We start from the raw sequence: 26548 nt of genomic DNA on the forward strand, positions 1-26548 counted from the left end.
TCAGATCGACAGGCAAGTAAGGCGGCGCTAGCGTCTGGTATGCCGACTCTTGCTGACATGATCCATCCCGTCACCGTCGACCGCTTTCGGGCCGAGGTCGAGGGTCGAGCGCCGCTGCACATTCCGGCCGAGGGCGAGACGGGGGACGCCCGTCGCGCCCTGCTGGACTGGGACACCTTCAACGGCCTGCTGTCCCAGAGTTCGATCTGGACCCATTCCACCCTGCAACTGGTCCATAGCGGCAACCAGCTTCCGGCGGAGAATTATTGCGCCGAGGTCCAGACCATGTCCGGGCCTGTCGTGCGACCGTCCCCGGCCAGAGTGCAGGTCATGATGGCCATGGGGGCTACGGTCATCGCCAATGACGTCGGGGCGCTGACGCCGGGATTGCGGGCAATCTGCGACACCCTGAGCAGCACCTATGCCGCCTCGGTGGCAGCCAATGTCTATTGCTCGTTCAAGGGGGTGCAGGGGTTCGGTCCCCACTATGACACCCATGACGTCTTCGCTGTGCAGACCGAGGGCGAAAAGATCTGGCGGCTGTATCGAAACCGCGAGTCTGACCCCATCGACTATCCAGGCGAGGGCGAGGAGGTTCGCCGCTATCTGGCCTCGGCCTGCGGTCCGATCATGCAGGAAGTCCGTATGCGGCCAGGGGATGTCCTCTACATTCCGCGCGGCTGGTACCACGACGCCCTGGCAGTGGACGGGCCGTCACTGCATGTGACGCTGTCCGTCACGCCGCTTTACGGACGCATCCTGTTCCGTCTGCTGGAGTCGGCGGCCATGCAGGATCCGGCGTTCCGGGCCTGGCTGCCGCCGGCGACCCAGGGGGACGGCAAACCGCTGGCCGCGCAACTGGCGGATCTGGGTCAGAGGCTGGCCACGCTGTCGGCCAGTCCAGCCTTTGCACGGGAAATCGCCATGACCCAGCAGCGGCTGATGGGGCGATCGTCAGACTATCATTTGCCGGAGCGGATATCGCTGACGCGCTACAGCCCGACGGGATTGATGCCGCCTGCCGTCCGCGGCCCGGCATCTGTCGCCATGGAGTGGGCCATGGCCCAGCCGCGCTTTGTGCTGGAAGACATGATCGCCCAGTTCGACTTCGTTCCCGAGGCGGACCTGCGCGCGGCAGTCGAGGCCGCCGTCAAGGCGGGCGCGCTCAAGCCGGTCGCCGGGACGTAAAGAAACACCCGGACGCAGTGGCCTGCATCCGGGTGTCTTTTAGTCGGTTCGAGCCGCAGGATCAGTTCAGATCAAAGCGGTCCGCATTCATCACCTGAACCCAGGCAGCCACGAAATCACGCACGAACTTCTGGCCTGCGTCGGCTGAGGCGTAGACTTCTGCCAGCGCCCGCAGCTGCGAGTTGGAGCCGAACACCAGATCGGTGCGTGTGGCGGTCCACTTCTGCTCGTGTGACTTGCGGCAGGTGCCAACAAAGGTCTCGTCCGAGCTTTCGTCCACCTGTTTCCAGGCCGTGCCCATGTCCAGCAGATTGACGAAGAAGTCGTTCGTCAGCTGGCCGGGGCGATCGGTCAGCACGCCGTCCTTCGAGTCCTTGTGGTTGATGCCCAGAGCCCGCAGGCCTCCGACCAGAACCGTCATCTGAGGCGCCGTGAGGCCCAGCAGCTGGGAGCGGTCGATCAGCAGCTCCTCGGTCGGAACGTTGAACCGCACCTGCAGATAGTTGCGGAAGCCGTCGGCGCGAGGTTCCAGCCAGTGGAAGCCCTCGATCTCGGTCTGCTCCTGCGAGGCATCGGTCCGGCCCGGGGTGAAGGGCACCTCGATATCGTGGCCGGCAGCCTTTGCGGCCTTCTCGATACCGACCGAACCACCCAGAACGATCAGATCGGCGATCGAGACATTCTTGCCCGAGCTGGCCTTGATATCCTCATAGACCTTGAGCACCCGGGCCAGTTTTTCGGGCTCATTGACGTCCCAGTCCTTTTGCGGGGCCAAGCGAATGCGACCGCCGTTGGCGCCGCCGCGGTGATCCGACCCGCGATAGGTCGAGGCCGAGGCCCATGCCGTGCGAACCAGGTCGGCAATCGACAGGTCCGAGGCCGCGATCGCGTCCTTCAGGTCGCGGATGTCAGCCCCCGACAGGGTCGGTCCCGTATGGGCCGGGATCGGATCCTGCCAGATCAGATCTTCGGCCGGGACCTCAGGGCCGAGGTAGCGGGCCTTGGGCCCCATGTCGCGGTGGCACAGCTTGAACCAGGCGCGGGCGAACTGGTCGGCGAAATAGGCCGGATCAGCCCGGAACTTCTCCATGACCTTGCGGTATTCCGGGTCGAATTTGAACGCCATGTCGGCGGTCGTCATCATCGTCGGCACCCGCTTGCCCGGCGTGTGCGCTGCCGGGGCCAGGGTATCGTCAGGATTGCCGACCGGCTGCCATTGCTTGGCGCCAGCCGGGCTGCGGATCAGCTCATAGTCATGATCCAGAAGCATGTCGAAATAGGTCATGTCCCAGGTAACCGGGGTGGGGGTCCAGGCGCCTTCGATGCCCGAGGTGATGGTGTGGTCGCCCATGCCGCTCTCGTGGCCCGAAACCCAGCCCATGCCCTGCTGGGCGATGTCGGCCCCTTCGGGACTGGTGCCGACCTTGGAGGCATCGCCCGCGCCGTGGGCCTTGCCGAAGGTGTGACCGCCCGCCGTCAGGGCCGCCGTTTCCTCATCATTCATCCCCATCCGACGGAAGGTCTCGCGGATGTCGCGGGCCGACTGCAGGGCGTCCGGCACCCCGCCGGGGCCTTCTGGGTTCACATAGATCAGGCCCATCTGGATAGCGGCCAGCGGTTCTTCCAGCGCCATGTCCTTGTCGGGCTGGATGCGGGTCTCATTGCCCTCCTCGCCGACCCACTTTTCCTCGGTGCCCCAATAGACATCCTTTTCGGGCTCCCAGACGTCGGCGCGGCCGCCGCCGAATCCGAACACCGGCCCGCCCATCGACTCGATGGCGACATTCCCGGCCAGGATCATCAAATCCGCCCAGCTCAGATTGGCACCATACTTCTGCTTGATCGGCCACAGCAGGCGCCGGGCCTTGTCCAGATTGCCGTTGTCCGGCCAGCTGTTCAGCGGGGCAAAGCGCTGCTGGCCGGCGCCGGCGCCGCCGCGCCCGTCCGCCGTGCGATAGGTGCCGGCGGAGTGCCAGGCCATGCGAATGAAGAAGGGGCCATAGTGGCCATAGTCCGCCGGCCACCAGGGCTGGCTGTCGGTCATCAGGGCATGCAGGTCGCGCTTGACTGCCGCGTAGTCCAGTTTCTTGAACGCCTCGGCGTAGTCGAACTCGTCGCCCATCGGATCGCCGGTCCGGCCCTGCTGGTGCAGGATGTCGATGGCCAGATGGTTCGGCCACCAGTCGCGATTGGTGCGGCCCAGAAGCGAACGCAGCGCGCCGCGTTCCTTCTTGGGGTCGCTGAGGGGGTCGCCTGCGTTTCCGTCCATGCCTTGATCTCCCGGGGATTCATTGAGCCCCGGTGTGAGTCCGGGGACGTGATCCACCAAGGTATCAAACCCCCGGCAATAGGCTAAGACTATTTTCTGATGTTGGAGATAGATTATGCTTATGATCGGTCGGGAACACGGCATAGCCCTCAACCTGTCCCCGATTTAACTTGTCGCGGCCCGGCGACGTGATAACGCGCAAGCAAGCACCTCTCTGTTGCCAAAGACGAATTCGCTTCGTCCCGCGCGGCGACCTCCTCTCGATCGGGCTGAACATGTCGAACCGTACGCTGCTGATGACATCGGCGCTTCTCTTTGGATGCGTGCTGTTCGCCGCCGCGCCCGCGCTTGCGCAGGATGCCGATCAGGATCCGCCCGCCACCGCCGAGGACGAAGAGGCCGAGGAAGAGGCGACCGAGGTCGATGAGATCCTCGTCCAGGGCACGCGGACCGACATCATCACGGCGGCCGACCGGATGATCTACAATGTCTCGAACGATGTGCAGGCCCAGACCGGATCGGTCGCGGATGTCCTGCGTAACGTCCCGGGTGTCGAGGTTGATCTCCAGGGTAACGTCAGCCTGCGCGGCGACGGCAATGTCACCATCCTCGTCGACGGACGCCCGTCGGCGATGCTGCGCGGCGCCTCACGTGCCGATGTGCTTCAGGCCATGTCGGGCAGCCAGATCGAGCGGGTGGAAGTGATCACCAACCCCTCGGCGGCCTTCAGCCCCGAAGGTAGCGGTGGCGTCATCAATCTGGTCACCCGGACAGCCCAGCCCTCTGTTACCTCCGTCGGCGTTCGCGCGTCCTGGGACGGCGGAGAGCGTGGCAACCTGTCCCTGAGCGGCAGCCGCACCAAGGACGGTCTGACCCTGTCCGGTGACATCGGCCTTCGCCACAACGTCAGCGATGTCGAAAGCGAGTCCAGCCGACTGCGGCCCGGTGCGACGCCGGCGGCCACCATCGTCGAAGACAGTGTATCGACGGGCAGCAACACCAATACCTTCGGCAATGCGCGCATCGGTGCCGACTACGACCTGAATGCCCGCGACCGGATCAGCGGCGAGCTCAGCTATCGCGCTTTCGACGCCGAGAACGACGGACTGCAGGTCTTTGAGCGGGCCGATGGCAACGGCACGGTCAGCGACCGCTATGAGCGCCTGCAGACGGGCGGGTTCTCGAACAGCAACGTCGGGGGTCGTCTGTCCTGGCGCCGCAAGTTCGAGGGTGACCAGCACGAACTGGCCGCTGATTTCGAGGTGGACGCCAGCACGTCGGAACGCGAACTCGACCTGACCTCGACCACCGAGATCGGGGGCGAGCCCGACTTCCTGCAGCGCACCGGCAGCGACAACGAGAGCGACTCCTACGGCTTCAAGCTGGACTACACCCGTCCGATGGGTGACCGACGCCTGCTGAAGATCGGCTATGAGGGCGATCTGGACATCGACGCGTTTGACTCCTTCGGTTCGCGCGGTCCCGATGAGGCCGGCCTTGTGCCGATCGCGGCCCTGACCAACCGCTTCGACTACGAAGAGTGGGTCCACGCCGCCTACGTCACCTATGAGCGGCCGTTCGGCGATCTGGACGTCCAGGCGGGGCTGCGGGTCGAGCAGGTCGATTTCCAACTGGACCAGATCACGGACTCCATCTCCGTCCAGCGCGACTATCTGAAGGCCTATCCGACGCTGAACTTCGGCTATCAGATGACCGACAGCCAGCGTCTGCGCGGGGGTTACAGCCGCCGGATCAGCCGTCCTTCACCCCAGGACCTGAATCCCTACACCGTCTATATCGACCCCCAGAACCTGCGGCGCGGGAACCCGGATCTTGAGCCCGAGATCACCGACTCGTTCGAACTGACCTGGCAGTTGCGCAAAGGCCCGACCTTCTATGCGGTGACGGCCTTCTATCGCGACAGCAGCGGTGGCGTGACGGATGTCTCGCAGGATATCGGCGGCGGCGTCGTTCTGACGACCCGCGAGAACCTGGGCGAGAGCCAGCGCACCGGTGTCGAGTTCATCGTCAATGGCCGCTTTGGCTCCAAGGTGACCTACAACGCCTCGGGCACCGTCTTCCAGAACGACATCAGCATCCCGGGCATCGCAGGCGGCATCGAGCGCAGCGGCACCAGCGGCACCGCCCGCGCCTCGATAAACTGGTCCCCGACGGACACCGACTTCTTCCAGCTGAATGGCTTCTATGTTGGCGAGCAAATCCAGGCCCAGAGCGAGCGGAGCTCGTTCGGCATGCTGAACATCGGCTATCGGCGCAAATTCACCGACAGCTTCAGCATGGTGCTGACGGGGACCAACATCTTGGACACGGCCGAGATCACCGCGATCACGGACACGCCTGACTTCCAAGATCGCAGCCGCGTCCGCTTCAGCGAGCCGACCTACTATATCGGCCTGACCTACACCTTCGGCAGCAGCCCGCGCCGTCAGGAGCCGGCCTTCGACTTCGGCATGCCCGGCGTTCCGCAGTAGGACTGTTCAGTCCCGGTCGCGATGGTCGGCCGGCTGGATGCCGTGCCGGGCCATCTTGTCGTAGAGCGTCTTGCGCGGCAGGCGGAGTGTGGCCGTGACCTTGCGGATGTCCCCGCGATGGTTGCTGAGGGCCTCGCGGATCAGCTCGGCTTCATAGCGGGCGACCCTTTGGGCCAGACCGTCCTGCGGTCTGCTATCGGGCGGGCTGTCGGACAGGCCGACCGCCACCTGATTGGCGAAGTTGGACAGCTCGCGCAGATTGCCCGGCCAGTCGTGCTCGATCAGGCGGCGGCGCACGGCGTGATTGATCGGCGGCAGGGGCCGACCCATCCGGGCCGAGGCGCGGGCGAGGAAGCGGGCGAACAGCATCTGCACATCGTCTGCCCGCTCCCGCAGCGGCGGTACGCGCAGCCGGACCACATTCAGGCGGTAATACAGATCTTCTCTCAGGTCTCCGCGCGCGACGGCCTCGGCGGGGTCGCTTTGGGTTGCGGCCAACACCCGCAGGTCCAGCGCGCGCGGCTCGGTGGCGCCCAGTGGCAGCACCTCGCGCTCCTCCAACACCCGCAGCAAGGTTAGTTGGGCTTGTCGAGGTGCAAGATCGACCTCGTCCAGAAACAGGCTGCCCTGATGGGACTGTTCCACCTGACCTTCGCGTCGCCGGGTGACGCCGCTGGCATAGCCGACGTCCTGGCCCATCAGCTGAGCCTCGACCCCCGCTTCGGTGAGGGCGGCGCAGGTCACGGCGACAAACGGCTTGGGCCGTCTTCGGCCCGCATTGTGGATGGCACGCGCCACAGCCTCCTTGCCCGATCCGGTCTCCCCCTCGATCAGCACATCCACCTCCGCATCGGCCAGTTGCCGGATGGCGCCGCGCAGGGCGATGATGGCCGTGCTCTCGCCGCTGAGCGGGATCGACTGTTCCGTCTCGGCCGCCAGCGTGGCGAGGCGGCGGTTGTCGAGGATCAGAGCTCGCTTCTCCAGTGCCCGTCTCAGGGTCTCGATCAGGCGCTCGGGCGCGAATGGCTTGGCCAGAAAGTCATAGGCCCCGCGCTTCATCGCCTCGACAGCGTCGGCGATGTCGCCGTGGCCAGTGATCAGCACGACGGGCAGGTCCGGGTCGAGCGTGGTCAGCCGATCGGCGAATTGGCGGCCGTCCATGCCGGGCATTCTGAGGTCGGTGACCACCACCCCCTCGAACCCGGCGCCCACGACCTTGAGCGCGGCTTCGGCCGAGGCATAGGTCGCAACCTTGAGGCCCGCCAGCCCAAGGCGTTCGGCCAAAGCATCGCGAAACGGGGCGTCATCCTCGACGAGGGCGACGCGATCAAGGGCGCTGAAGCTCATGGTGCATGCGCCAGAGCAATCTGGAATACGGTCCCGGCCGGTGAGGGTTCATGGGACAGCTCGCCCCCGAATCCGGCGACGATATCGCGGCTGATGACCAGCCCCAGCCCGAGGCCCGACGCCTTGCTGGTGACGAAGGGGGTGAACAGGCGCTCGCGCACATCCTCTGGCAACCCGGGTCCATTATCGGTCAGGCGGATTACGACCTTTCGCCCAACCCGTTTCGATGACAGGGCGATGGTCGGTGTGGCGGTACCCTCCAGTGCCTCGATGGAATTCTGCAGCAGGTTCAGCACGACCTGTTCCAGCCGGTTTCGTTCGGCCTTCACCTTCAGGCCCGGGGACAGGGCCGAGCGGTCCAGCCAGATGCCCCGTTCCCGCAGCCGCGCCGCGACCAGCAACAGGGCGCCATCGATGGCCTCTTCCACATCGACCGCCACCACCTCTGACCGGGTCTTCCGGGAGAAGGCCCGCAACTCGTCGGTGATGGTCCCGACGCGCTCGGTCAGGCCGGAAATCGACGCCAGGCTCCGCAGGGCCGCATCGTGGTCGCCGCGCTCGAGGTAGACTCCGGCGGTGTCGGCATGGGTGCGGATGGCCGCAATCGGCTGGTTGATCTCGTGCGCGACTCCGGCGGCGATCTGACCGACGGTCGCCAGCTTGTTGGCCTGAACCAGCTCGTCTTCCAGAACCTGACGGCTCAGTTCCAGGCTGCGGCGTTCCTCCATCTCATGACTGAGCGCCTGGTTGGCGGCACTGAGCTCGGTGGTTCTCAGCGCGACCTGTCGTTCCAGTTCAGCCCGCGCGGCTTCTTCCTCGATTGCCCGGTTGCTGGCCCTCTGGCGGCGGCGAAGCAGGATGCCGGTCAGACCGGCCAGCAGGGCAATGCTCAGCCCGGCGAGAATGCGTGCGGCTCCGACCGCCCGGGACATCATCTGATCGGCAGGCCACAGCAGATGCAGCGTCCAGCCCAGCCCCATACTCGTGTCGGTTTCGTGCGCATAAAGCCGGGATGCACCGTCACGCTGGACCCGCAGCAGTCCGGACTCCGAGGTCGTGAAGGGCATGTCCTGCAGAGGCTCGCCGGTGGTCTGTTGCTCGGCCAGCTGCCGACGCCGCGCCTCGCTGAGGGGCCGGGTCGTGCGGAACCGCCACTCGGGCGTCGTGGTGATCAGGACGACGCCATCCGCATCGGTGACATAGGTGGGCTCGCCGGCGTTGCGCCAGGTCTGCTCCAGGGCGTCGAACTCGACCTTGGCGACGATTACGCCGGCGGGGGCCCCATCCCCGCGATCAATGCGGCGTGCAAGGTACAGTCCGGGCCTGCCGCTGACGGTGCCGAGAGCGAAGAAGGCCGCCTCACCATAACGCATGGCCTCGATGTAGTAGGGACGAAAGCGATAGTTTGACCCCACGAAACTGGTCGGCTCGCGCCAGTTGCTGGCCGCCAGCGCCGTGCCGTCCGCATCCAGGACATAGAGGGCGGCGGCCCGCACCTCTCCGGCCAGCTGCTCCAGCTTCAGGTTCAGCCGATCACGGCGCCCGGTTGAGGGTGCGGTCACGAGCGCCAGCAGCTCCGGATCGACAGCGAGGACCGAGGGTACGGCCTGCTGACGTTCCAGTTCGCTCGTCAGGACGGCCGCGTGCAGCACGGCGGCGGTTTCCGCCTGCCCGCGCGTAGCGGCTTCGGCATCCATGCGGGCCAGCCATCCGGCCACGCTAATCGCCAGCACGCCGACGACCAGCCAGACGCCTGCGAACAGGCGCCACTGAATCGTCTCGGACAGGCGGGATCGGATCATCGGTCAACAATGCGGATTTTCGCACAAATGACCAGCGCGCTTGTGTGTAAATCCGCACAATTGCAGGATATTCTTGGCGAGAGGCGGACAAGAATCAAGCAAAACCATAGCGTTAACGCGATGTGGGCCCCGGCTTGCCGATCGGTCTTGCCGGTTCCGATACTGGCGTCCTGCGATGCCGACGAACGGCACGTGGGCGTAGCGCGGACAATGATCCGTCGAGGGAGGTTGAGGTTTGATCCAGGTTCATCACGAGCAAGGTGCGTCCGTGCACCGCCAGCCCATCTGGAAGCATCTGTACTTCCAGGTGCTGGTGGCGATCACCGTGGGCGGCCTGATCGGCCACTTCTTCCCCGAGACCGGCGAAAGCATGAAGCCGCTCGGCGATGCCTTCATCAAGCTGGTGAAGATGGTGATCGCGCCGGTGATCTTCCTGACCATTGTGATCGGCATTGCCGGCATGCGCGACATCGGTCGTGTGGGTCGGGTGGCGGCCAAGGCCTTCGGCTATTTCTTCGTCTTCTCGACCCTGGCCCTGATCATCGGCCTGACGGTGGCCAATGTCGTCCGACCCGGGGACGGGCTGAACATTGACCCTGCCACCCTCGATTCCGGTGCGGTCGCGCAATACGCCCAGGCGGCCCACGAGAGCACCATCGTCGGCTTCCTGATGAGCATCATCCCCGACAGCCTGTTCGGGGCCTTCACCTCGGGCAACATCCTGCAGGTGCTGTTCGTCTCGATCCTGTTCGGCATCGCCCTGGCCCTGATCGGGGACCGCGGCCAGCCGATCATCGACTTCTTCGAGACTGCCAGCCTCGCGGTGTTCAAACTGGTCGCCATCGTCATGAAGGCTGCGCCGATCGGGGCGCTGGGGGCATTTGCCTTTACCATCGGCGCCTATGGCATCGCCTCGATCGCCAATCTGGCAGCCCTGATCGCCACCTTCTATGTGACCTCGCTGGTCTTTGTGGTGGGCGTGCTCGGGCTTGTCGCCTGGGCCAACGGCTTCTCGATTTTCAAGCTGATCCGCTATCTGAAGGAAGAACTGCTGCTGGTGCTGGGCACCTCCAGTTCGGAAGCGGCACTGCCTAGTCTGATCGCCAAGATGGAGCGGGCCGGGGCCGCCAAGTCGGTGGTCGGCCTGGTCGTGCCGACCGGCTATTCGTTCAATCTGGACGGCACCAACATCTATATGACGCTGGCGGCCCTGTTCATTGCGCAGGCGCTGAACATCGACCTGACCATCTGGCAGCAGCTGACCCTGTTGCTGGTCGCCATGCTTAGTTCCAAGGGCGCGGCCGGGATCACCGGCGCGGGCTTCATTACCCTGGCGGCCACGCTGATGGTGGTGCCCGATGTGCCGGTGGCCGGCATGGCGCTGATCCTCGGGATCGACCGCTTCATGAGCGAGTGCCGGGCCCTGACCAACTTCATCGGCAACGCCGTGGCCACCGTCGTCGTGGCCCGCTGGGAAAAGGCGCTGGATACCGACGCCCTGGCCCTGGCGCTGAACGGCAAGCCCCAGCCGCTGGCCGCTGCGCCCGATCCCGCTGCCGGCCCGGGAGACGATCTGGTTCTGGCGGACGACTGACACCGCCGAAGAAAACAAGAAAATCGAGGGAGGAAACCATGTCCAATACGAAACGCCAGTGGCTGATGGCCGGAACGGCCCTGCTGACCGCATCGGTCTTTGCGACCGGGGCATTTGCCCAGTCTGCGCCTGCAACACCGCAGGACCCCGAAGACGCCCCCGTCACCCAGGTCGATGACATCGTGGTCGTCGGCTCGAACATCCGGGGGGGCCGGACGACGGCTGCCCTGCCGGTTGTGGTGGTCGATCAGGAGCAGATCGACGCCACCGGAGCGGTGTCTGGTGACGAACTGATGCGCACCATTCCACAGATGGGCGATGTCCTGTTCGACGCCTCCAACAACCCCCAGACCAGCAATGCTGCGCGCGGGGATGTCAACTCGGTCAACCTGCGCTCGCTCGGCGTTGGCAACACCCTGGTCCTGTTGAACGGTCGCCGTCTGGTCGCGCACCCGACCAGCCAGGGCACATCGGACACCGGCACTGTCCCGGTGATCAGCTACAACTCCAATGCCATTCCGGTGGGTGGCCTGGACCGTCTGGAGGTCCTGTTGGACGGGGCCGCGGCCATCTATGGCGCGGACGCCGTGGCCGGGGTGGTCAATACGGTTCTTCAGGACGACTTCGACGGCTTGACCATCAGCACGCGCTACGGCGGGGCCGAGGGCACCCGCATGAGCGAGCTGGACATCAATGTCTTCGCCGGCCGGGACTTCGACCGGGGCAATATCTCGCTGTTCGTCAACTATACGGACCGTACCGCACTCTGGGCCTCGGATCAGGACTTCACCTCCACCGATGACCTGCGTCTCCTGTTCGACGACTACCCCGATTTCGCCGGAATTACGGCCTTGGATGGCCGGTCGTCGCATACACCCTGGGCTCGCCTCAGCGTCGGGTCGCGGCCGGTCATCCGGTCGAACGGCACGGCGGTCACGACCTCATCCGGGACCTTCCGGTTCCAGCCTGCCAGCTTCGGTTGCGGCGTGGACGTCGGTCGCGGCATCTGCATCAACAGCGGCAATCACAATTTTAACACCACCCATCGTGAACTGCGATACGACACCCGCCACGAGACCACGGTGCGCCCCACGGTGGAAAGGCTGAACCTGTTCCTGACAGGGCACCGTGAGCTGACGGCGAATGTCGAAGCCTTTTTCGAGATCGGCTACTATTCAGCGAGCAGCGAGGCAGTTCAGCCTCCGGTGATCAACCTCAACAGTCTCTGGATCCCGGCCAGCAACTACTGGAACCCGTTCGGTCCTGTGACCTTTGCGGGCGGTGCCGCTAACCCCAATCGCCTGCCGGGCCTGACCAATGTGCCGACGACCGGCCTGCCGGTGCTGATGTCCAACTATCGGTTCGTCGATGCGGGGTTCCAGACCGTGAAAGTCGAGAATCGCCAGCTGCGATTCCTGGGCGGGGTGCGCGGCGAATGGCGCGGCTATGACTGGGAAAGCGCCATGCTCTATTCGGAAGCCGAGGCCGAGGACACCTCGCCCAACATCAACAGGACCCTCCTGCAGCAGCAGTTGGCCCTGTCGACGCCCGATGCCTACAATCCGTTCAGCGGCGGCTGTGTCGCTACAACCAGCTATGGCGACTGTTCCCCCAGCAGCCAGACCGCGATCAACGCTATTGTAATGGACCTCCAGCGCGTCTCGCGGACGACCCTCGCCCTGGCCGACCTGAAGCTGACCCGCGGGGACTTCTTCGAGCTGCCGGCGGGACCGGTCGGCATTGCCTTCGGCTTCGAGGTCCGTCACGAGACCCAGGAGGACGACCGGGACGCCAATCTCGACGGTACCTTCACGTTCACCGACATGGTCACCGGTGTGACCAGCCTGTCGAACGTCTCGGCCGTCAGCCCCAACCCGGACACCTATGGCGATCGGACCGTCGGCTCCGCCTATCTGGAGTTCGCCATTCCCCTCGTCTCACCCGAGATGAACATACCGTTGATCCATCAGCTGGATGTTCAGCTGGCGGGCCGGTTCGAGCACTATTCGGACTTTGGCTCGGTGGCCAAGCCCAAGATCGCGGCTGCCTGGGACATCGTGCCGGGAGTGCGTGTCCGGGGCTCCTATTCCGAGGGCTTCAGGGCGCCGAACCTGGAACAGACCAACGCTACCCAGTACGCGCGTCTGGGCAGCGGGATCGACTATATTCGCTGCGAGGCCGACCTGCGCGCCGGGCGGATCGCCTCTTTCGCCGCTTGTCCGCACAACACGTCCGGCCTGTCTCTGCTGGTCGCGGGAAATCCGGATCTGGAGCCGGAAGAGAGCGTCAACACCTCCTATGGTCTGGTGCTGCAGCCCGGCTTCATCCCGGAATATCTCGGCGAGTTCACGTTTACGGTCGACCGCTGGACCATTGAGCAGGAGCAGATCGTCGGGCTTCTGGGCGTTCAGACGGCGTTGGCTCTCGACTATCTGCTTCGGGTCGGGGGTGGATCAAACCCGCTGGTAACCCGCGCCGCGCCGGATCCCGATGATGTCCTGTTGTTCGACGGCACCTTCTTGACTGTGGCCGGCGAGGCGACCTCGGTCAGCGACCGGTTTGTCAACTTGCAGCCGCAAACGGTCGGCGGCCTCGACTTCGGGATCAACTGGTCCCTGCGCCGCACGGCCTGGGGCTCGTTCTTTGCGACGATTAACGCCAGCCAGCTGACCGAGTTTACCCGTGATCCCGGTCCGATCGTGAATGAGCTCTACGCGGCCCGCGAGGCCGGGACCATCAACGCAGGTACGACCCTGCCGGACTCCAGTGACCTGATCCGTCAGAACGGGCGCCCGGAATGGAGGGTCAGCACCACCTTCACCTGGCGCAAGGGTCCGTGGCGCGCGGGTGTGTCGACCCAGTATATCAGTGACTTTGAGCAGCCCGGCCTGCTGGGCACCTCGGGTGAACCCTTCCTGGTCGAGGACCAGCTGGTCACCAATCTTTATGGCGACTATGAATTCCCCGATGAAACCCGCGTCCGCATCGGCGTGCGCGACCTGACCGATGAGGGCCCGTCGCTTGCCGACGGCGGCTATCGCGGTTCGGTCCATAATCCTTGGGGCCGATACTGGTATGTCAATGTCCGGAAGTCGTTCTGACCTGACACCGCAAACGGGCCGTCGGCTTCTCTCCGGGCTGGCGGCCCTCGCGGCCGGGCTGGCGTTCGGCTGCGCCCCTGTTTCGGCGCAGACGGGTCCTGATCCGATCGCCACGACGACCGCGATCGACTGCCCCCGTTCGGTCGGCGCCGGCGTCACCTGTCTGTCGCTGCAGGATGAGGCCGGGGCCTGGTTGATCATTGCCAAACCCGAGAACTGGAACGGGCGTCTGGTCGTCCATGCCCACGGGGGACCCCGCATGGGGGAGCCCGAACGCGAGGACTCGCTGGAAGACCTCGATCGGTTCTCGGTCATGGTACGTCAGGGCTACGCCTGGATCGGGTCGTCGTACCGACGCGGGGGCTATGGCGTCCGCTCGGCCGCCGAGGACGTCGACCGCAGCCGCACCGTGTTCTGGGACCTGTTCGGGCGGCCGGAACGCACCCTGCTGCACGGCCAGTCGTGGGGCGGCAATGTCGCGGCCAAGGCGGCGGAACTGTACGGCCTCGACGACGCAGGCACGCTCACCTACGATGGCGTGCTGCTGACCAACGGCGTGCTGAACGGCGGCACGAAGGCCTATCAGTTCCGGGCTGACCTGCGGGCTGTCTATCAGTACGTCTGTGGCAATCACCCGGCGCCGTCCGATCCCCAGTATCCCGTCTGGCAGGGCTTGCCTGCGGGCGCCCGCATGACCCGGGCCGAGCTGCGCCGCCGGATCGTCGACTGCACCGGCATCGGCCTGTCGGGTCGGGACCGTACCGCCCAGCAGACCCGCAGGAAGCGCGACATCCTGGCCGTCACGGGTCTCGAGGAAGATGAGCTGATCGCCCATATGAACTGGGCCACTTTCACCTTTCAGGACCTGGTGCAGGTGCGCCTTGGTGGACGCAACCCCTTCGACAACAGCCGCACGGTCTACAGCGGCTCTTCGGACGACGCGGCCCTGAATGCCGGGGTCGAGCGCTTCACCGCAGATCCGGAGGCGGTGGCCCTGCTGGCCCATGACGCCGACCTGACCGGCCAGATCGTGGCGCCGACGGTGACGCTGCATGCCCTCTACGACCCGACGGTCTTCTACGGAGCTGAGGCCGCCTATGCCGAGACCGTGGCATTGGCCGGTCGCTCGCATCTGCTGGTGCAGGCCGCCACCGATGAGGACCAGCACAGCAAGCTGCAAGATGCTGGCTATCTGACGGTGCTTGCCGCTCTTGAGCGCTGGATCGACACCGGCGAGCGACCGGATCCTGCTGGCTTTCAGGGGGCCTGCCTTGCGGAACACCCCCGGCGCTCCTGCCTCTTCGTAACAGCTAACGGCCGCTGATCGGCCCCCGATGGCGGTGCTGTCAGTCTAACGCTAACTTGTCTCTACTCACCGCAGGTAGGGCAGGGGACGCAGATCTTACCCGGCGAGGGTCTTCCACTCAGCGACTGACAGCGATTGCGGCAGAGGGCGCTCAGAAGGATCGGCCCAGAGAAAGCCCGACCCCGTAGTCGGGGGAACTGGTGGTTAGCCCCGCCGTGCCATACCCTGTGATGGACCAGCCGTTCGAGAAGTCCGACCGGACATAAGGGTTGAGGACGGTCTGGGGCTCAAGGCCGTTCTGGAACGGGTGCCTGTAAGACACCTGTACCCCGAGATTCCGGCCTTGCGCAGGGGCAAAGTTGACACCGGCGGTCGCGGTCGGACCGTCCTGCAACTCAAAGGCCGCCGGATCACCCAGCCACGTATAGCCGACGCTGGCGACCAGAGTGAACCGGTCAGAAACAGGTTGGCGCGCCCCGAGCTGCAGGCTGTAGTCTGCCTCACCCGTGCCCAGATTTTCGCCTGCCGTCGGAATCTTTACGGCCGCGGCCAACTCCCATTGCGTGCGTCCGAGGACGGGCTCGACCAGTTGATAGGCTGCGCCGACGGAGAGGTCACCAAGTCCGCTTTGCCTGACGACGGGCCCCGTGCCAGGCACAACGACTCCGCCGGAGACTGTTCCCCCCGGGCCCTCGAACTGAACGTAGGGAAGAGCGGCGGCGAATCTCCAGCGGGATGCGACCGCACTTACGCTGAGGGGGGCGTACACAACCTCTGTCGCCTCTGTGCCACCGTACGATCCCGTCGTGTATTCTACGCTGGCGGACGCCTCCCATCGAACCTGGGCGACAGCGGTTGTCGCCAGTCCTGACAGGGGCGTAACGATCAGGACCAGACAAATACGAACGGAGCTGGAGTGGGGCAAGGAAGTCTCCCTGAAAGGGCGGAGTTTCAAAGGGCAGGCCGTTTCGCGAACCTGCGCGTCCTCGATGGACAAGCGGCATCTGGCCCCGGCCGGGCAGTCTCACTGCGGGGCCAGGGCCGGGCGCCGGTCGTGGGCTAGTCGTCAATGCGGGCGCGAGCATTGGCCGATGCGCCTGCCGACGCGGACGTGGAGTCACCATCCGAGGCCGCCGAGGCGGATGCGTCGGCATCCAGATTGACGCGTGCGCGGCGACGCGACCGGTCGTCAGCGACCACCGGAGTGGGGTCGCCCTGCGCTGAATCCTCGACGCGCCCGGTCGCGACCGCGTCCAGCGAACCGGTGGCATCAGCCTCCACAGAGTTGAGCTCTGACGCCGCTGAGGAAAGTACGCCTGCCGCGCGCCCGGAAACGTCCGTCGTCATCGTTCCCGCTTCGTCCTGCACACGAGCGGCCGCGCTCTCCACACGGGCGAGACCACTTTCCACTTCGCTCGTTGCGCGTTCCTGAGCAGCAGCGGCCCGGCGCTCGGCGCGCGACAGGGCCCGGGTCGGGGCCCCTACCGCGCGAGAACCATCAACGACGCCGCCCAGATTTCCACCGATCGAGCCGGCTCCGCCAAACACACCGCCGGGCTGGATGGTCCCGCCCAGACCGCCGGTCAGGCCGCCGGAGCCGCCCAGAACCTGCGCGTGCGATGCGCTTGCCATCGCGAGGCCGGCAGCAACCGTGGCCATCATGATTACTTTTTTCATCGTCTGTCTCCTGCAAATCGCGGTCAATCCCGCCATCAACAGGTCCAACGAGCGGACCAGGCGACTTCATCCCGTTACGCGCAAAAAATTATTGCAGGCGCAGGCGGCCGCGAGCCCCGACACTCCGCGGCTCAGTGCGGGAGGCGCTGCCGACCAGGCCGACGCCGTACACCGGATCCGGGCCGGGCAAGCCGAGGTCCAGCGCGTCTCTTGCGAGAGTCGCACGGGTGGTACGCGTCAGCATTCCGGCGACGATCGGAGCGGCGAAGGAGGTGCCCCGCACCGTGGTCCATCCGCCCGCTTGCGTCGCAGCGGCCATGTCGGCACCGGGCGCGGAAAAGTCGACCTGAGGCCCTCGGGCCGCTTCCGGAAGGACGCTGTTGCGACCTGTCACGGCGGTCACACCGATGACGGCGGGGTACGAGGCCGGATACAGTGGGGCGGCGGCAGGTCCGTCGTTACCCACGGCGGCTACGATGGTCACCCCCAGAGCCTGTGCCCTTGCTATGGCGCGTTCTACAAGGGCATTGCGCGGCCCTACGAGACTGATGTTGATGACCGGGACGCCTTCCGAGACGAGCCAGTCGAGGGCCCGCGCCAGCGTCGTGGATGCGCCCCCTGTCGACTGTCCACCGTAGATGTCCGCGACGAGCAAGGCCTCGCCGGGTGCACCCCCTCGAAAACTGCCACTTTGTCCAACCATCAGGGAGGCAACGGCGAGGCCGTGTGCGCCCATCCTGGGTGGGCCAGCAAACCCGCGCTGGGCGATCGGCGATCCGGCGAGCGCGGGATGGGAAGGATCTACGCCGGAATCGATCAATCCGAGCCTAGGGCGAACAGGCATCACGCCTGCAGGAGCCAGGCCCCCGTAGGGTGAACCGGCGATGGCTCCTGCGGGCGCGTGGATATGGTTGTAGCCGACGGATGCCTCGACATTCATCTGCTCAAGCATTTCCATCGCTTCGTCCAGCGACATCCGTCGGGGCGGGGCCAGCACGGTCGAGGTGATCCCCAGGGCCTCCAGCCGCTCCTCGCGAACAATCACATAGCCGGCTGCCAAGATCGTCGGCCGGGCTCGCGTGCCCAGGTCGATCACCACAATCTCACGGGCAACGACGGGCCAGCCATTCGGGTCGACGTCCAGCCGCCGGTCGGACCTTCGGGCGAGGCGTGTCAGACGGCGCGGTGCCTGCAGTGCTTCGTCCACTATTCCGCGGACGTAGTGGTCCGTGTCGGCCAGGGGAGGCATGCCATCTCCGCCCAGTGGCGGCAGGGATGGAATCGACCGCGACAAGCCCGGAATCTGGGCCATAGCAGGCGGCGACAGCGCCATGAGGACGACCGTCAGCAATGCGGCCAGAACCCGCCAAAACTGCTCGCCCATCTTCAGATCCTCCATTTGTTGGCTCCGGAATGCGGCCTCATGATTATACTATGGGATGAAACGACAGGGTTCGCTCGTTTCATCCACCATGGCCGGGGAAATCGATTGGACGAGTTTCAGAATGGACTTGTGGACCTTCTTCCGCGCCTCCGTCGATTTGCCCGCGTGGTGCGGTCCGAGGATGCGGATGCGCAGGACCTTGTCCAGCAGACCGTCGAGCGGGCATTGGCCAGCCGCCATACCTTCCGGCCGGGGACGCGCCTCGACAGCTGGGCTTTCACGATCATGAGACGTATCGCTATCGATCACGGTCGGTCGGCACGCCGCTGGTCTCGCATACTTTCGCCAAGTAGTGAGACCGACGACAGAGCCCCGGACAGGTCCATCGCAGATGAGGACGCGCGCGCCGACGCGATGGCGATGCGCGATGCCATTCATCGTCTACCTGACGACCAGAGGCATGCCGTCGCGCTCGTGCTGATCGAAGGATTGACCTATGCGGAGGCCGCCAAGGTTCTCGGAATACCGGTCGGAACCTTGACGAGCCGCCTGGTACGGGGACGGCTGGCGCTTGTTGAAACATTGTCCAGTCAGGAGATTTCCGGATGACCCAGCTGGACGACAAGATCCTGATGGCATGGATCGACGGAGAGCTCCCGCCTGCGGAGGCTGACCGTATCAAGGCCCTCATAGACGCCAGCCCTTCCATGACGAGGCGCGCGGAGAGCCTTCGGCGTCTGAACACTGTGGCCCGAGACGCCTTTCCCTGTGTGGCCGACCCGCGTGACCTCGCCCTGGCAGCCCGGATATCCGCCGCTCGGCAACCCGCGAGCTGGGTCGCCCGTGCGGGCGCGGCGCTAAACACATTCACCCTCCCGCAACGTACGGCGGTATGGGCCGGCCTGGTCACTGCCGCATTCGTCGGCGGAATGCTGCTGGCCTCGGGTCTGGAAGGCCGCGCGGCCCGAGCGCTGATGGCGCCCGGCGGAACTGTGGTCGATGGCGACCTCTTGAGGGTGCTGGACACGCGCCTCGCCGCCCAAGGGCCAGACGCTGAAGGTCGTTCTGTCGGCCTGACCTTCCAGGATCAGGACGCGCGTTGGTGCCGGACGTTCGAGGCGCGCGCTGCGGGACTGGCTGGTCTGGCGTGCCGGAGCGGCCAGGCATGGCAGATCGTGGTCATGGCTCCGGTCCCGGACGCAGGCCCGGAGGTGCGACAAGCCGGATCGGCACTCCCCGGACCCGTGCTCGACACGGTTGATGAGATGGTGAGCGCGGAGACACTCGCCCCCCTCGATGAGGCAGCGGCCCGCGATGCCGGCTGGCCAACAGATCGGGTCCCCGCGAACTGACGGCCGGCCGAGCGGGGCTGTCAGTCCGGCAACTGTCCGTCGGGATTCGTTGAACTCACCGGTGCTGTCAGTCGGTGCTGTCAGGCCAACGCTAAAAGGTCTCCGGCAATGTCGGCGTAAGCCGCTGTCGGGGGTGATTTTTCGCGAAGACTATTTCGTTCAAACCTCACCGGCTTCCGGCTGACGTGATCCGCCACGCAGTGTGGGTGTACTTTCGTTTCAGCCTCAGTTTTCGAGACGTCGAGGAGCTGCTGGCGCAGCGGGGCATCAAGGCTAGCTATGAGACGACCCGGTGCTGGACCATCAAGTTCGGGCCGCTGATCGCCCGGCGTCTGAGGCGGCGCCGGCCGGGCCCTTCGCCTCGCTGGCACCTGGACGAGATGGTCTGCTGGATCGGCGGCAAGCGGATGTATCTGTGGCGGGCAGTCGACGACGAAGGCGAGGTCCTGGACCTCGTGGTCCAGCGCCGGCGGCACACAGAGGCGGCGATCAGACGCTTGAACCGCCTCCTGCACAATCAGCCGGTCGATCCGGAGACGATCACGACCGACGGCCTAGCGTCGTACGGCGCAGTTCTGGAACAGCTGAATCTGAGGCATCTGCACGGGCCGGGGCCGGCTCCGGGAGAACAACCGAGCTGAGAACTCCCACCTGCCGATCCGACGACGAGAACGCCAACAGCAGGGGTTCAAATCCCAAGCCTCAGCCCGGAGATTCCTCACCACCCACGCGGCGATTTACATCACCTTCAACATCCAGCGTCACCTGATCAGCAGACCAAGCCTTCGGCGTCTTCGAGTCGAGGCGGCGAACGCCTGGGCGGCCGCAGTCGCATGATTGTCGGCAGGGAAGGGCACTTCTCGACTTGGTGGAGTTAACTGTCAGTACCGGAAGCGGAGCTTGGCTCGCTCTCGTCGTCGGAAGGGCAGGTGTGAGTTCTCAACCCTGTTGTGCTCGCAGGAGCGCTGGCGCGATCGTGAACAGGTGCCCTATAAGCTGACAATGACCATGATCATGAGCGAAAAGACCGGGGATATCCTCGACCGATATCCGGCCGTACGGGGACGCCCCGAAGAGATGGCGATGCTTTGCAGCTTGCTTCGCGAGAGGGGCCTGTTGGAGGATGCGCTGGCGGTCGGGGAGGGAGCTGTCGCGGCGGCACCTGACAGTCTTGCGGTGGACATGGCCGTCCGGGGCGCGCTGGCGCAGGGGGTTCAGTCGTTCCACCGGACGATGCTCCTGGACGGCAATCGCAATCGTGCATACGCCCGGGCCATTGAGGCGGCTGTTCGGCCGGGTATGACGGTCCTCGAGATCGGATGCGGAGCGGGCCTGCTGGCCATGATTGCCGCGAGAGCCGGCGCCCGGGTCGTGACCTGCGAGGCCAAGCCCATGATCGCTGCCGCAGCGACAGAAATCATACGCCGCAACGGCTTGTCGGAACGTATACGCGTTGTGGCCAAGTCTTCGACAGATCTGAGTATCCCCGGTGATTTGGCGGAGCCCGCCGATCTGGTGATTCACGAAATCTTTGGTCCCCAGTTGTTCGACGAGGGCGTAACCCACTCGCTCAGCGATGCGCGAGCGAGGCTGCTGAAGCCCGGTGCACGCTCCGTCCCCGGGCGCGCCTGCGTGCGTCTCGCGCTGGTGCGCGACAATCGCGAGCGTGACCGTCGCACACTCGGTGACGTGGAGGGTTTCGATCTTTCGGCGTTCGACTTGCTGCAGGAGCCGGAACGATGGATCCGGCGAGGGCAGATGCACAAGGTGGAGATGTGCTCCGAGCCCGTCTCTGCGCTCAGCATGGACTACGACCGGTCGCCACCCTTCGGGCCGGCCTCGGAGACCGTCTCCCTGACCTCGACGGGCGGACGGATTGATGCAGTGATGCAATGGATATCGATCCAGTTCGGACCCGATGAAATCTACGAGAACGCGCCGTCGCCGCACGACGACGGGTCCAGTTGGGGCGTGTCCTTCAGACGCCTGCCATCGCCCATTGAGACAGCGGCAGGAGAACGCGTGGATGTGACCTTGCGGCATCGGGGTATGCTGCTCACGCTTGATGTCGCCCGGCTCCATGTTGGCTGACCGGTCCCTGCGCGCTCGCCGCGTCGACCGTTCGGATCCATCGCGGGAGCTGTTCGTCGCACAGGCGTTCGGCCTCCGGTGGTCGTCCGATCATCCGCTTGTCCAGTTTCGGCCGGATAAGGAATCGGGGCCCGCTGATGTGCAGGTGAGGCGCGTCGAGAATCTTTGCGACAGGGCTGGCGGACGGGTCGTCAACAACGGCGTGGTGTTTGCCGATGGCGCGCGTTTCCGATTCAGGGACGCCGTGTTCGACACTTTCGGGGCGGGCCGTGTCGATTGGTGGTGTCCGCATGGGCATGAGATGCCGAGCGCCTTTTACGGCACCGTAGCCGCCATCATCCTGGCGTGGCGGGGGTTGGTCCCGCTGCATGGCTCTTCGGTCGAGATCGGGGGGCGGGCGATCATGGTGGTCGGCCCCTCCGGGGCGGGTAAGTCGACATTGTGTCATGCACTTGTCGAGCGTGGAGGACGGTTGGTCTCGGATGATCTCACGGCCATGATGACCATGGCCCGACCTGGCGAGCCGATGCTGCAACCGGGACGTCACGCCATCCGGATGGTGTCTCCCTCTGGCATGCCCGGGGACGACAAACTTTTGCAGCGGGCGGTTTCGGTTGACCCCGACCGTCTGGTTCCGCTGGCGGCGATGGTTGTTCTTGGCGACCCGCCCATCCCTTCGGGGCCGGCTCATGCGTGCGAGATGCTGGCGCGCCAACTGTTTCGTCCGCAATGGATGCAAGCTCTGCCCTTCGGGCGAGAGCGCTCGGCTACGCTGCTTCATGCCGCGCCCCGCATTGTCATCTTCACGGCCCCAGCAGCGACAGATCCGTCCATGATGCCAGTCGAAGAAAAGGCCGAGAGAGTGATGGCCCGCTTCGGCTCGATCATTTCCCACCGGCTCGGGCAGTGAGCGCCGCCCGGGAGATGAGCGACATGGCAGTGGACAGAGGCCTCAGCATCGGTGATGCATTCCTCGTGCGTGAATTCAGTCTCGACATCGAACCGCCTATTTCCTTGGCCAAGTCGCTTGAGGTCGCGCTGCTGCGCCAAGGCGTTGCGGTTAATCCCGGGTCCATTCCATTACGAGCCAAACTGGCTCTGCTGCTGTTCATCCAGGACCAGTTCGACGAGGCACTGGACCTCTACAGCCAGCTGATGCGGGACGCCCCCCAGGCTGAGTGGGGCATCATGCTTGCCGAATGCCACATTTCGAAGGAAACGCCGGAGGACGACCATGCTGCCGAGCAGATGGCCCGCCGGGCTGTGGCTCTCACTGTGCAGCCGCTTCAGCGCGCCGAAGCACAGGCCGCCCTCGGCAAGGCCCTGATCCGGCAGGGCCGGATAGAGGAAGCCAGGACCACGCTTCGCGCTGCTCTCGAGGCGGACCCTTCGAACACCAATGTTTACAAGCGTCTGGCGGCGCTTGATCTACAAGCCGGCGCGACGCAGGACGCGCTGGACACGGCTGATCGTCTCCTGGAGGCGGGAGTCGGCCATTCGAGACTCCTGGTCGCACGGGTATTGGCGCTCGCGACGCAAGGTCGAATTGACGACGCGCGGGAAGCCGTCGGTCTGGACCGCTTCCTCCACCGGGAGTTTCTTGCCGCGCCCCCTGGCTGGCCCGACCTAGCGGCGCTAAATGCCGACGTTCGTGCTGAACTGACGCGTCACCCCGATATTCGCTTTGACCGGTACGGAACGGCGTCGACCAAGACCTGGCGGGTCGATCAGCCTGCTTTCGCTTCGTCCGTCGCCATTCCCGCACTGCAGGAGCAAATCCGTCGTGCAGTGATTGACCAAGTCTCACGCCTCGAGGAGCAGGCCTCAACCTGGACCAATGCGCGACCCGAAAGGGGCATGCTTCATAACTGGTGTGTCCTGACGGACGCCGAAGGCTATGAAGAATGGCATGTGCACCAAGGAGGGTGGATGAGTGGCGTCTATTACGTTGACGTCCCCGCTGCTGTGAGATCCGGTTCTGGCCGGGAGGGCTGCATCGCCTTCGGCCTGCCCGAACACCTCGTCGGGCAGGAGGCCTCGCGCCAGTTCGGAGAGACCCTGATCCGACCAAAACCCGGTATGCTGCTTCTGTTTCCTTCACATACCTACCACCGCACCTTTGCCCACGGCAGCGAGGGTCGCCGGATTTGCCTGGCCTTCGACATTCAGCGCGGCTGAAGGGCTCGGCGATGCGGTGCGTCGGATACGGCCTGAACATCCGGACCGTGGTGCCCATCCCCGGTGCCATGGCCGCGACGACTGATGCGCCGGTAGATGTCGAAGTGGACTACGGGACGCCGCCGCCGTGGCCTGAAACTGTCGCGTGGGGTCCATACCGTGTCAGGGACGTGGATCGATTCGATTTCACCATGCCAAACTTGGCGCGCTACACGATCACTGACCGACGACGAATCACGATCTCTCCGGAAAGGGGCGCGGACGAGACGCTGATCGCAGCAATGCTGGTCGCGACCGCCCTTCCTGTCCTGCTCTGGGCGCGCGGCGATACCGTGCTCCACGCCGCAGCGGCCTCTGGTTCAGTCGATGGCCCAGGATGGCTGATTCTAGGTGATTCCGGTAGTGGAAAGTCGTCGCGCCTAGTCAAGGCGCTCCGCAGCGGAGCTTACGCCATCGCCGATGATTCAGTCCGGCTGCGGCTTGAAGGTGACCGCGTCCTGGCGAGCGGCCTGCCTGGCGGCGTTTTCAGCAGGGCGAGCGGACCGGACGACCCTCGCGTTTTCCTGCCGACGCCGGTCGGACAACAATTACGCGAATGTCCAGTGGCCATGGGGCAGTTGATCGAGCCTGATGGCGGCGCGCGTAACGCAGTCGGCCTGGTTGCCCTGACGGCTCTGCTTCGCCATCGTCACCGACCCCGGATACTCGGGCTCTTGGGAATTGAGGCAGCGGCTATCAATCCCTTGGCCCGTATCGCGAAGAGTCTTCGATTGACAGGATAAGAGCTTTGGCTATGTGATTACTTCGGACATTGCCTAGAGGTCGGAGTGAGGGCGACATGAAGCGTTGGAAGCGTCGCGACGACTGGGTAGGGACCCAGGTCGAAGACCACTTCGTGATGATCAACGTCGAGAGCGGACGCTACATAGCGTTGAACGCCACGGCTGCCGAGGCTTGGCACCTGCTTGAAGAACCGAGTGATCAAGGCACCCTGGCCGGAGCGATGACCCGCATTTTCGACGTGGACCTCAAGACCAGCGAGCAATCAGTTTCCTCATTAATGGATCGAATGCAGTCGCTTGAGCTTGTTGAAGAAGCCGCCTGACAACCTGGACTGGGAGAACAACCATGACTGAGATAAAAAAAACCGCTGGTGAGGCCCGCCGCGAGTGGGTTGAGCCCGAAGTTTCCGAACTGGCCGTCGAAGAAACCAAAGGTTTCCCCGGGCGCGGCGGTGACGGCGGACGCTTTGTAGACTGCACGCTGTCCTGATCACGGTTCCCCGGCTGCCCTTTCGCTCCACCAGCGGAAGAATTCTGCAGCAAGCGCAGTGGCCTGGACCCTGTAGGACAGGCCAGGGCTGACGGTCGTTTGGCTTGCCACCTGGGCCAGGCTTCGGTCCAGCCACTCAAGGTCCAGCCATTCTCCCGCCCCCGCTTCACGCTGCGCCGCTATTAGCGCGCGTGCGGCGGGGGCTTGGTCCTGCATCATGATCGGCCAGGTCGGCGAGAACGGCATCTTGCACTCTCGAAACGCGATGGTGTCGGGAAGGCGTCCCTTCAGCAGGGCGCGCGCCATGGATCGCGGCGCTCCATCGTGGCGCGCGAATGCGGCTGGAAATGTGCCGACCAGGCGGAGCAGCCGCCGATCGCGGAGCGGGTAGACCAGCCGAACCCCCCTGTGCCCCGTTGATGTGGGCTGGAGCGCACTCTTCTCCCAGCCGGGCTCGAAGCCAAACGGCTCATCCGGCAGAAGGAGCTGACGAGCCTGATCCCCTCCGGTCGTGATCTTGGCCATGTCGGCTAGGGCCGACCGGGACAGTTGCACATGGAAGTTTTTGGCGATTTGCGCTTCGGGCCCGTGCAAAGCCGCTCCCAGGCCGCCTCGCACAGATCGCACTAGCCTGTGAGGCCAAGACGGGTTCTGCTCGAGGAAGAAACCATGACTGGTGACCGATAGCTCGCCGTAAAGCCCATCCACCAGAACGGTAGAGCCACACGCTGCGGCGGCATCCTCAAACGCCCGGTAGAGGTAGTGTCGGGGCGAGGGCACGGGGGCCTCCCATTCCGCCAGCACTTGCGCGGATGGCGCATAGACCTCTGCGTCGGGGGCAGGGCACACGTGGGTCAGGGAGGCCCCCAGATGGTCTGCCACGAGCTGCGCCCAGCCAGTCTCGTCCTTGATGCCGCTTCCAGCCGGGGCAGCCGATGACAGGAAATGCAAGGTCTGGTGAGGGAGCCGCTCCTCGACTCCGAGCCAGGCTAGCAGGCTGGAATCCAGCCCCCCGCTGAGCAGGAACGCCGCCTGCACTGGGCCCGCCAGCCGACTCCGCACGATCCGGCGTAGCAGAGTCTCGACTTCCCGCATCGCCTCCTCGAAACTGATATCGATCAACGCCGGTGCAGGATGAGGCGTCGCGATCGCGCGGGTCATCCCGTCGCAGCGAAGCGTGACGCTCGTACCGGGCTGAAGTTGCCGCGCCCCCTTGATGATCGAGCGGTCGCCGAGGGTCTCTCGCAAAGAATGTCGGCCCATGGTCCGGATCACGGCATCCCGGTCGAAGGTCCCGTCCACCCAGGGCAGGCGTGTCAGACGAACCAGTTCCGCCGAAACAGCGACACGCCCCCCGGAGGCCGCAAAATAGCAGGTGTCGCGCGCGCACTCGGACATCAACAGGGTCAGGGTGCGCGCGCGTTCATCCCAGCGTACGAGCGTCCATTCCCCGGCCAGGCGGGTCGCAGCCTCGACGCCCCATCGCTCGTGACCC

Annotated in this window: 20 protein-coding genes and 1 pseudogene; 14 read left to right on the forward strand and 7 right to left on the reverse strand. The window is 65.1% G+C overall.

The window, feature by feature from the left end:
• Positions 1 to 39 precede the first annotated feature (39 nt).
• Positions 40 to 1188, forward strand: a complete 1149-nt coding sequence (locus B4K74_RS03340) for a JmjC domain-containing protein (protein ID WP_286691743.1) — start codon at positions 40 to 42, stop codon at positions 1186 to 1188.
• A 61-nt stretch (positions 1189 to 1249) separates the two neighbouring features.
• Here B4K74_RS03340 and katG read toward each other — a convergent pair whose 3' ends face one another.
• A complete protein-coding gene (gene katG, locus B4K74_RS03345) occupies positions 1250 to 3457 on the reverse strand; it encodes a catalase/peroxidase HPI (RefSeq protein ID WP_286691744.1) in 2208 nt (735 codons plus the stop codon).
• Between the two features lie 275 nt (positions 3458 to 3732).
• Here katG and B4K74_RS03350 point away from each other — a divergent pair, with 275 nt between their 5' ends.
• Positions 3733 to 5949 carry an outer membrane beta-barrel family protein gene (locus tag B4K74_RS03350; protein ID WP_286691745.1) on the forward strand — a complete coding sequence of 739 codons (2217 nt, stop codon included), beginning with the start codon at positions 3733 to 3735 and terminating at the stop codon, positions 5947 to 5949.
• Positions 5950 to 5955: 6 nt separating this feature from the next.
• Here B4K74_RS03350 and B4K74_RS03355 read toward each other — a convergent pair whose 3' ends face one another.
• Both B4K74_RS03355 and B4K74_RS03360 read right to left on the reverse strand, forming a co-directional pair.
• Positions 5956 to 7296: a sigma-54-dependent transcriptional regulator gene (locus B4K74_RS03355; protein ID WP_286691746.1), complete on the reverse strand. Its 1341-nt coding sequence runs from the start codon at positions 7294 to 7296 to the stop codon at positions 5956 to 5958.
• Positions 7293 to 9098 carry a sensor histidine kinase gene (locus tag B4K74_RS03360; protein WP_286691747.1) on the reverse strand — a complete coding sequence of 602 codons (1806 nt, stop codon included), beginning with the start codon at positions 9096 to 9098 and terminating at the stop codon, positions 7293 to 7295. The genes B4K74_RS03355 and B4K74_RS03360 overlap by 4 nt, the downstream gene beginning before the upstream one ends.
• Before the next feature lie 268 nt (positions 9099 to 9366).
• Here B4K74_RS03360 and B4K74_RS03365 point away from each other — a divergent pair, with 268 nt between their 5' ends.
• Genes B4K74_RS03365 through B4K74_RS03375 form a run of 3 tightly spaced genes read left to right on the forward strand, consistent with a single transcriptional unit; the run spans position 9367 to position 15117 of the window.
• Complete coding sequence (locus tag B4K74_RS03365; RefSeq protein ID WP_286691748.1) at positions 9367 to 10692, forward strand: dicarboxylate/amino acid:cation symporter; 1326 nt, start codon at positions 9367 to 9369, stop codon at positions 10690 to 10692.
• A gap of 38 nt (positions 10693 to 10730) precedes the next feature.
• A complete protein-coding gene (locus tag B4K74_RS03370) occupies positions 10731 to 13793 on the forward strand; it encodes a TonB-dependent receptor domain-containing protein (RefSeq protein ID WP_286691749.1) in 3063 nt (1020 codons plus the stop codon).
• Positions 13774 to 15117, forward strand: a complete 1344-nt coding sequence (locus B4K74_RS03375) for a hypothetical protein (protein ID WP_286691750.1) — start codon at positions 13774 to 13776, stop codon at positions 15115 to 15117. The genes B4K74_RS03370 and B4K74_RS03375 overlap by 20 nt, the downstream gene beginning before the upstream one ends.
• A 133-nt stretch (positions 15118 to 15250) precedes the next feature.
• On the opposite strand, the gene B4K74_RS03380 is transcribed toward B4K74_RS03375, so the two are convergent.
• The 3 genes from B4K74_RS03380 to B4K74_RS03390 all read right to left on the reverse strand — a co-directional run bounded on the left by B4K74_RS03380 (position 15251) and on the right by B4K74_RS03390 (position 18175).
• Positions 15251 to 15868 (reverse strand): transporter, encoded by a 618-nt coding sequence (locus tag B4K74_RS03380; RefSeq protein ID WP_164461941.1) that lies wholly within the window; start codon positions 15866 to 15868, stop codon positions 15251 to 15253.
• 290 nt (positions 15869 to 16158) lie between these two features.
• The gene (locus tag B4K74_RS03385; protein WP_286691751.1) at positions 16159 to 16776 is read right to left on the reverse strand and encodes a hypothetical protein; all 618 of its coding nucleotides are present in this window, start codon (positions 16774 to 16776) and stop codon (positions 16159 to 16161) included.
• Positions 16777 to 16864: 88 nt separating this feature from the next.
• Entirely contained in the window at positions 16865 to 18175 is a 1311-nt protein-coding gene (locus B4K74_RS03390; protein WP_286691752.1) for a S8 family serine peptidase, read from the reverse strand.
• 90 nt (positions 18176 to 18265) lie between these two features.
• Here B4K74_RS03390 and B4K74_RS03395 point away from each other — a divergent pair, with 90 nt between their 5' ends.
• From B4K74_RS03395 to B4K74_RS03435, 9 genes and pseudogenes are all read left to right on the forward strand, one after another.
• The gene (locus B4K74_RS03395) at positions 18266 to 18769 is read left to right on the forward strand and encodes an RNA polymerase sigma factor (RefSeq protein ID WP_286691753.1); all 504 of its coding nucleotides are present in this window, start codon (positions 18266 to 18268) and stop codon (positions 18767 to 18769) included.
• Entirely contained in the window at positions 18766 to 19512 is a 747-nt protein-coding gene (locus tag B4K74_RS03400; protein WP_286691754.1) for an anti-sigma factor family protein, read from the forward strand. The genes B4K74_RS03395 and B4K74_RS03400 overlap by 4 nt, the downstream gene beginning before the upstream one ends.
• 152 nt (positions 19513 to 19664) lie before the next feature.
• Positions 19665 to 20349: pseudogene (locus tag B4K74_RS03405) on the forward strand (IS6 family transposase).
• Positions 20350 to 20514: 165 nt separating this feature from the next.
• Positions 20515 to 21603 (forward strand): 50S ribosomal protein L11 methyltransferase, encoded by a 1089-nt coding sequence (locus B4K74_RS03410; RefSeq protein ID WP_286691755.1) that lies wholly within the window; start codon positions 20515 to 20517, stop codon positions 21601 to 21603.
• Positions 21593 to 22513 carry a hypothetical protein gene (locus B4K74_RS03415; protein ID WP_286691756.1) on the forward strand — a complete coding sequence of 307 codons (921 nt, stop codon included), beginning with the start codon at positions 21593 to 21595 and terminating at the stop codon, positions 22511 to 22513. The genes B4K74_RS03410 and B4K74_RS03415 overlap by 11 nt, the downstream gene beginning before the upstream one ends.
• Positions 22514 to 22527: 14 nt before the next feature.
• Positions 22528 to 23781 (forward strand): 2OG-Fe(II) oxygenase family protein, encoded by a 1254-nt coding sequence (locus B4K74_RS03420; RefSeq protein ID WP_286691757.1) that lies wholly within the window; start codon positions 22528 to 22530, stop codon positions 23779 to 23781.
• 68 nt (positions 23782 to 23849) lie between these two features.
• On the forward strand, positions 23850 to 24563 hold the full coding sequence (locus B4K74_RS03425; RefSeq protein WP_286691758.1) for a hypothetical protein: 714 nt from the start codon (positions 23850 to 23852) through the stop codon (positions 24561 to 24563).
• A 56-nt stretch (positions 24564 to 24619) separates the two neighbouring features.
• The gene (locus tag B4K74_RS03430; RefSeq protein WP_286691759.1) at positions 24620 to 24886 is read left to right on the forward strand and encodes a PqqD family protein; all 267 of its coding nucleotides are present in this window, start codon (positions 24620 to 24622) and stop codon (positions 24884 to 24886) included.
• Between the two features lie 23 nt (positions 24887 to 24909).
• The gene (locus B4K74_RS03435) at positions 24910 to 25053 is read left to right on the forward strand and encodes a hypothetical protein (protein WP_286691760.1); all 144 of its coding nucleotides are present in this window, start codon (positions 24910 to 24912) and stop codon (positions 25051 to 25053) included.
• On the opposite strand, the gene B4K74_RS03440 is transcribed toward B4K74_RS03435, so the two are convergent.
• Positions 25054 to 26548, reverse strand: a 1495-nt coding sequence (locus B4K74_RS03440; protein WP_286691761.1) for an asparagine synthase-related protein, incomplete at its 5' end; no start/stop codon positions are given. It lies immediately after the preceding gene.

Source organism: Brevundimonas sp. UBA2503 (assembly GCF_002341485.1).
Lineage (GTDB): Bacteria > Pseudomonadota > Alphaproteobacteria > Caulobacterales > Caulobacteraceae > Brevundimonas > Brevundimonas halotolerans.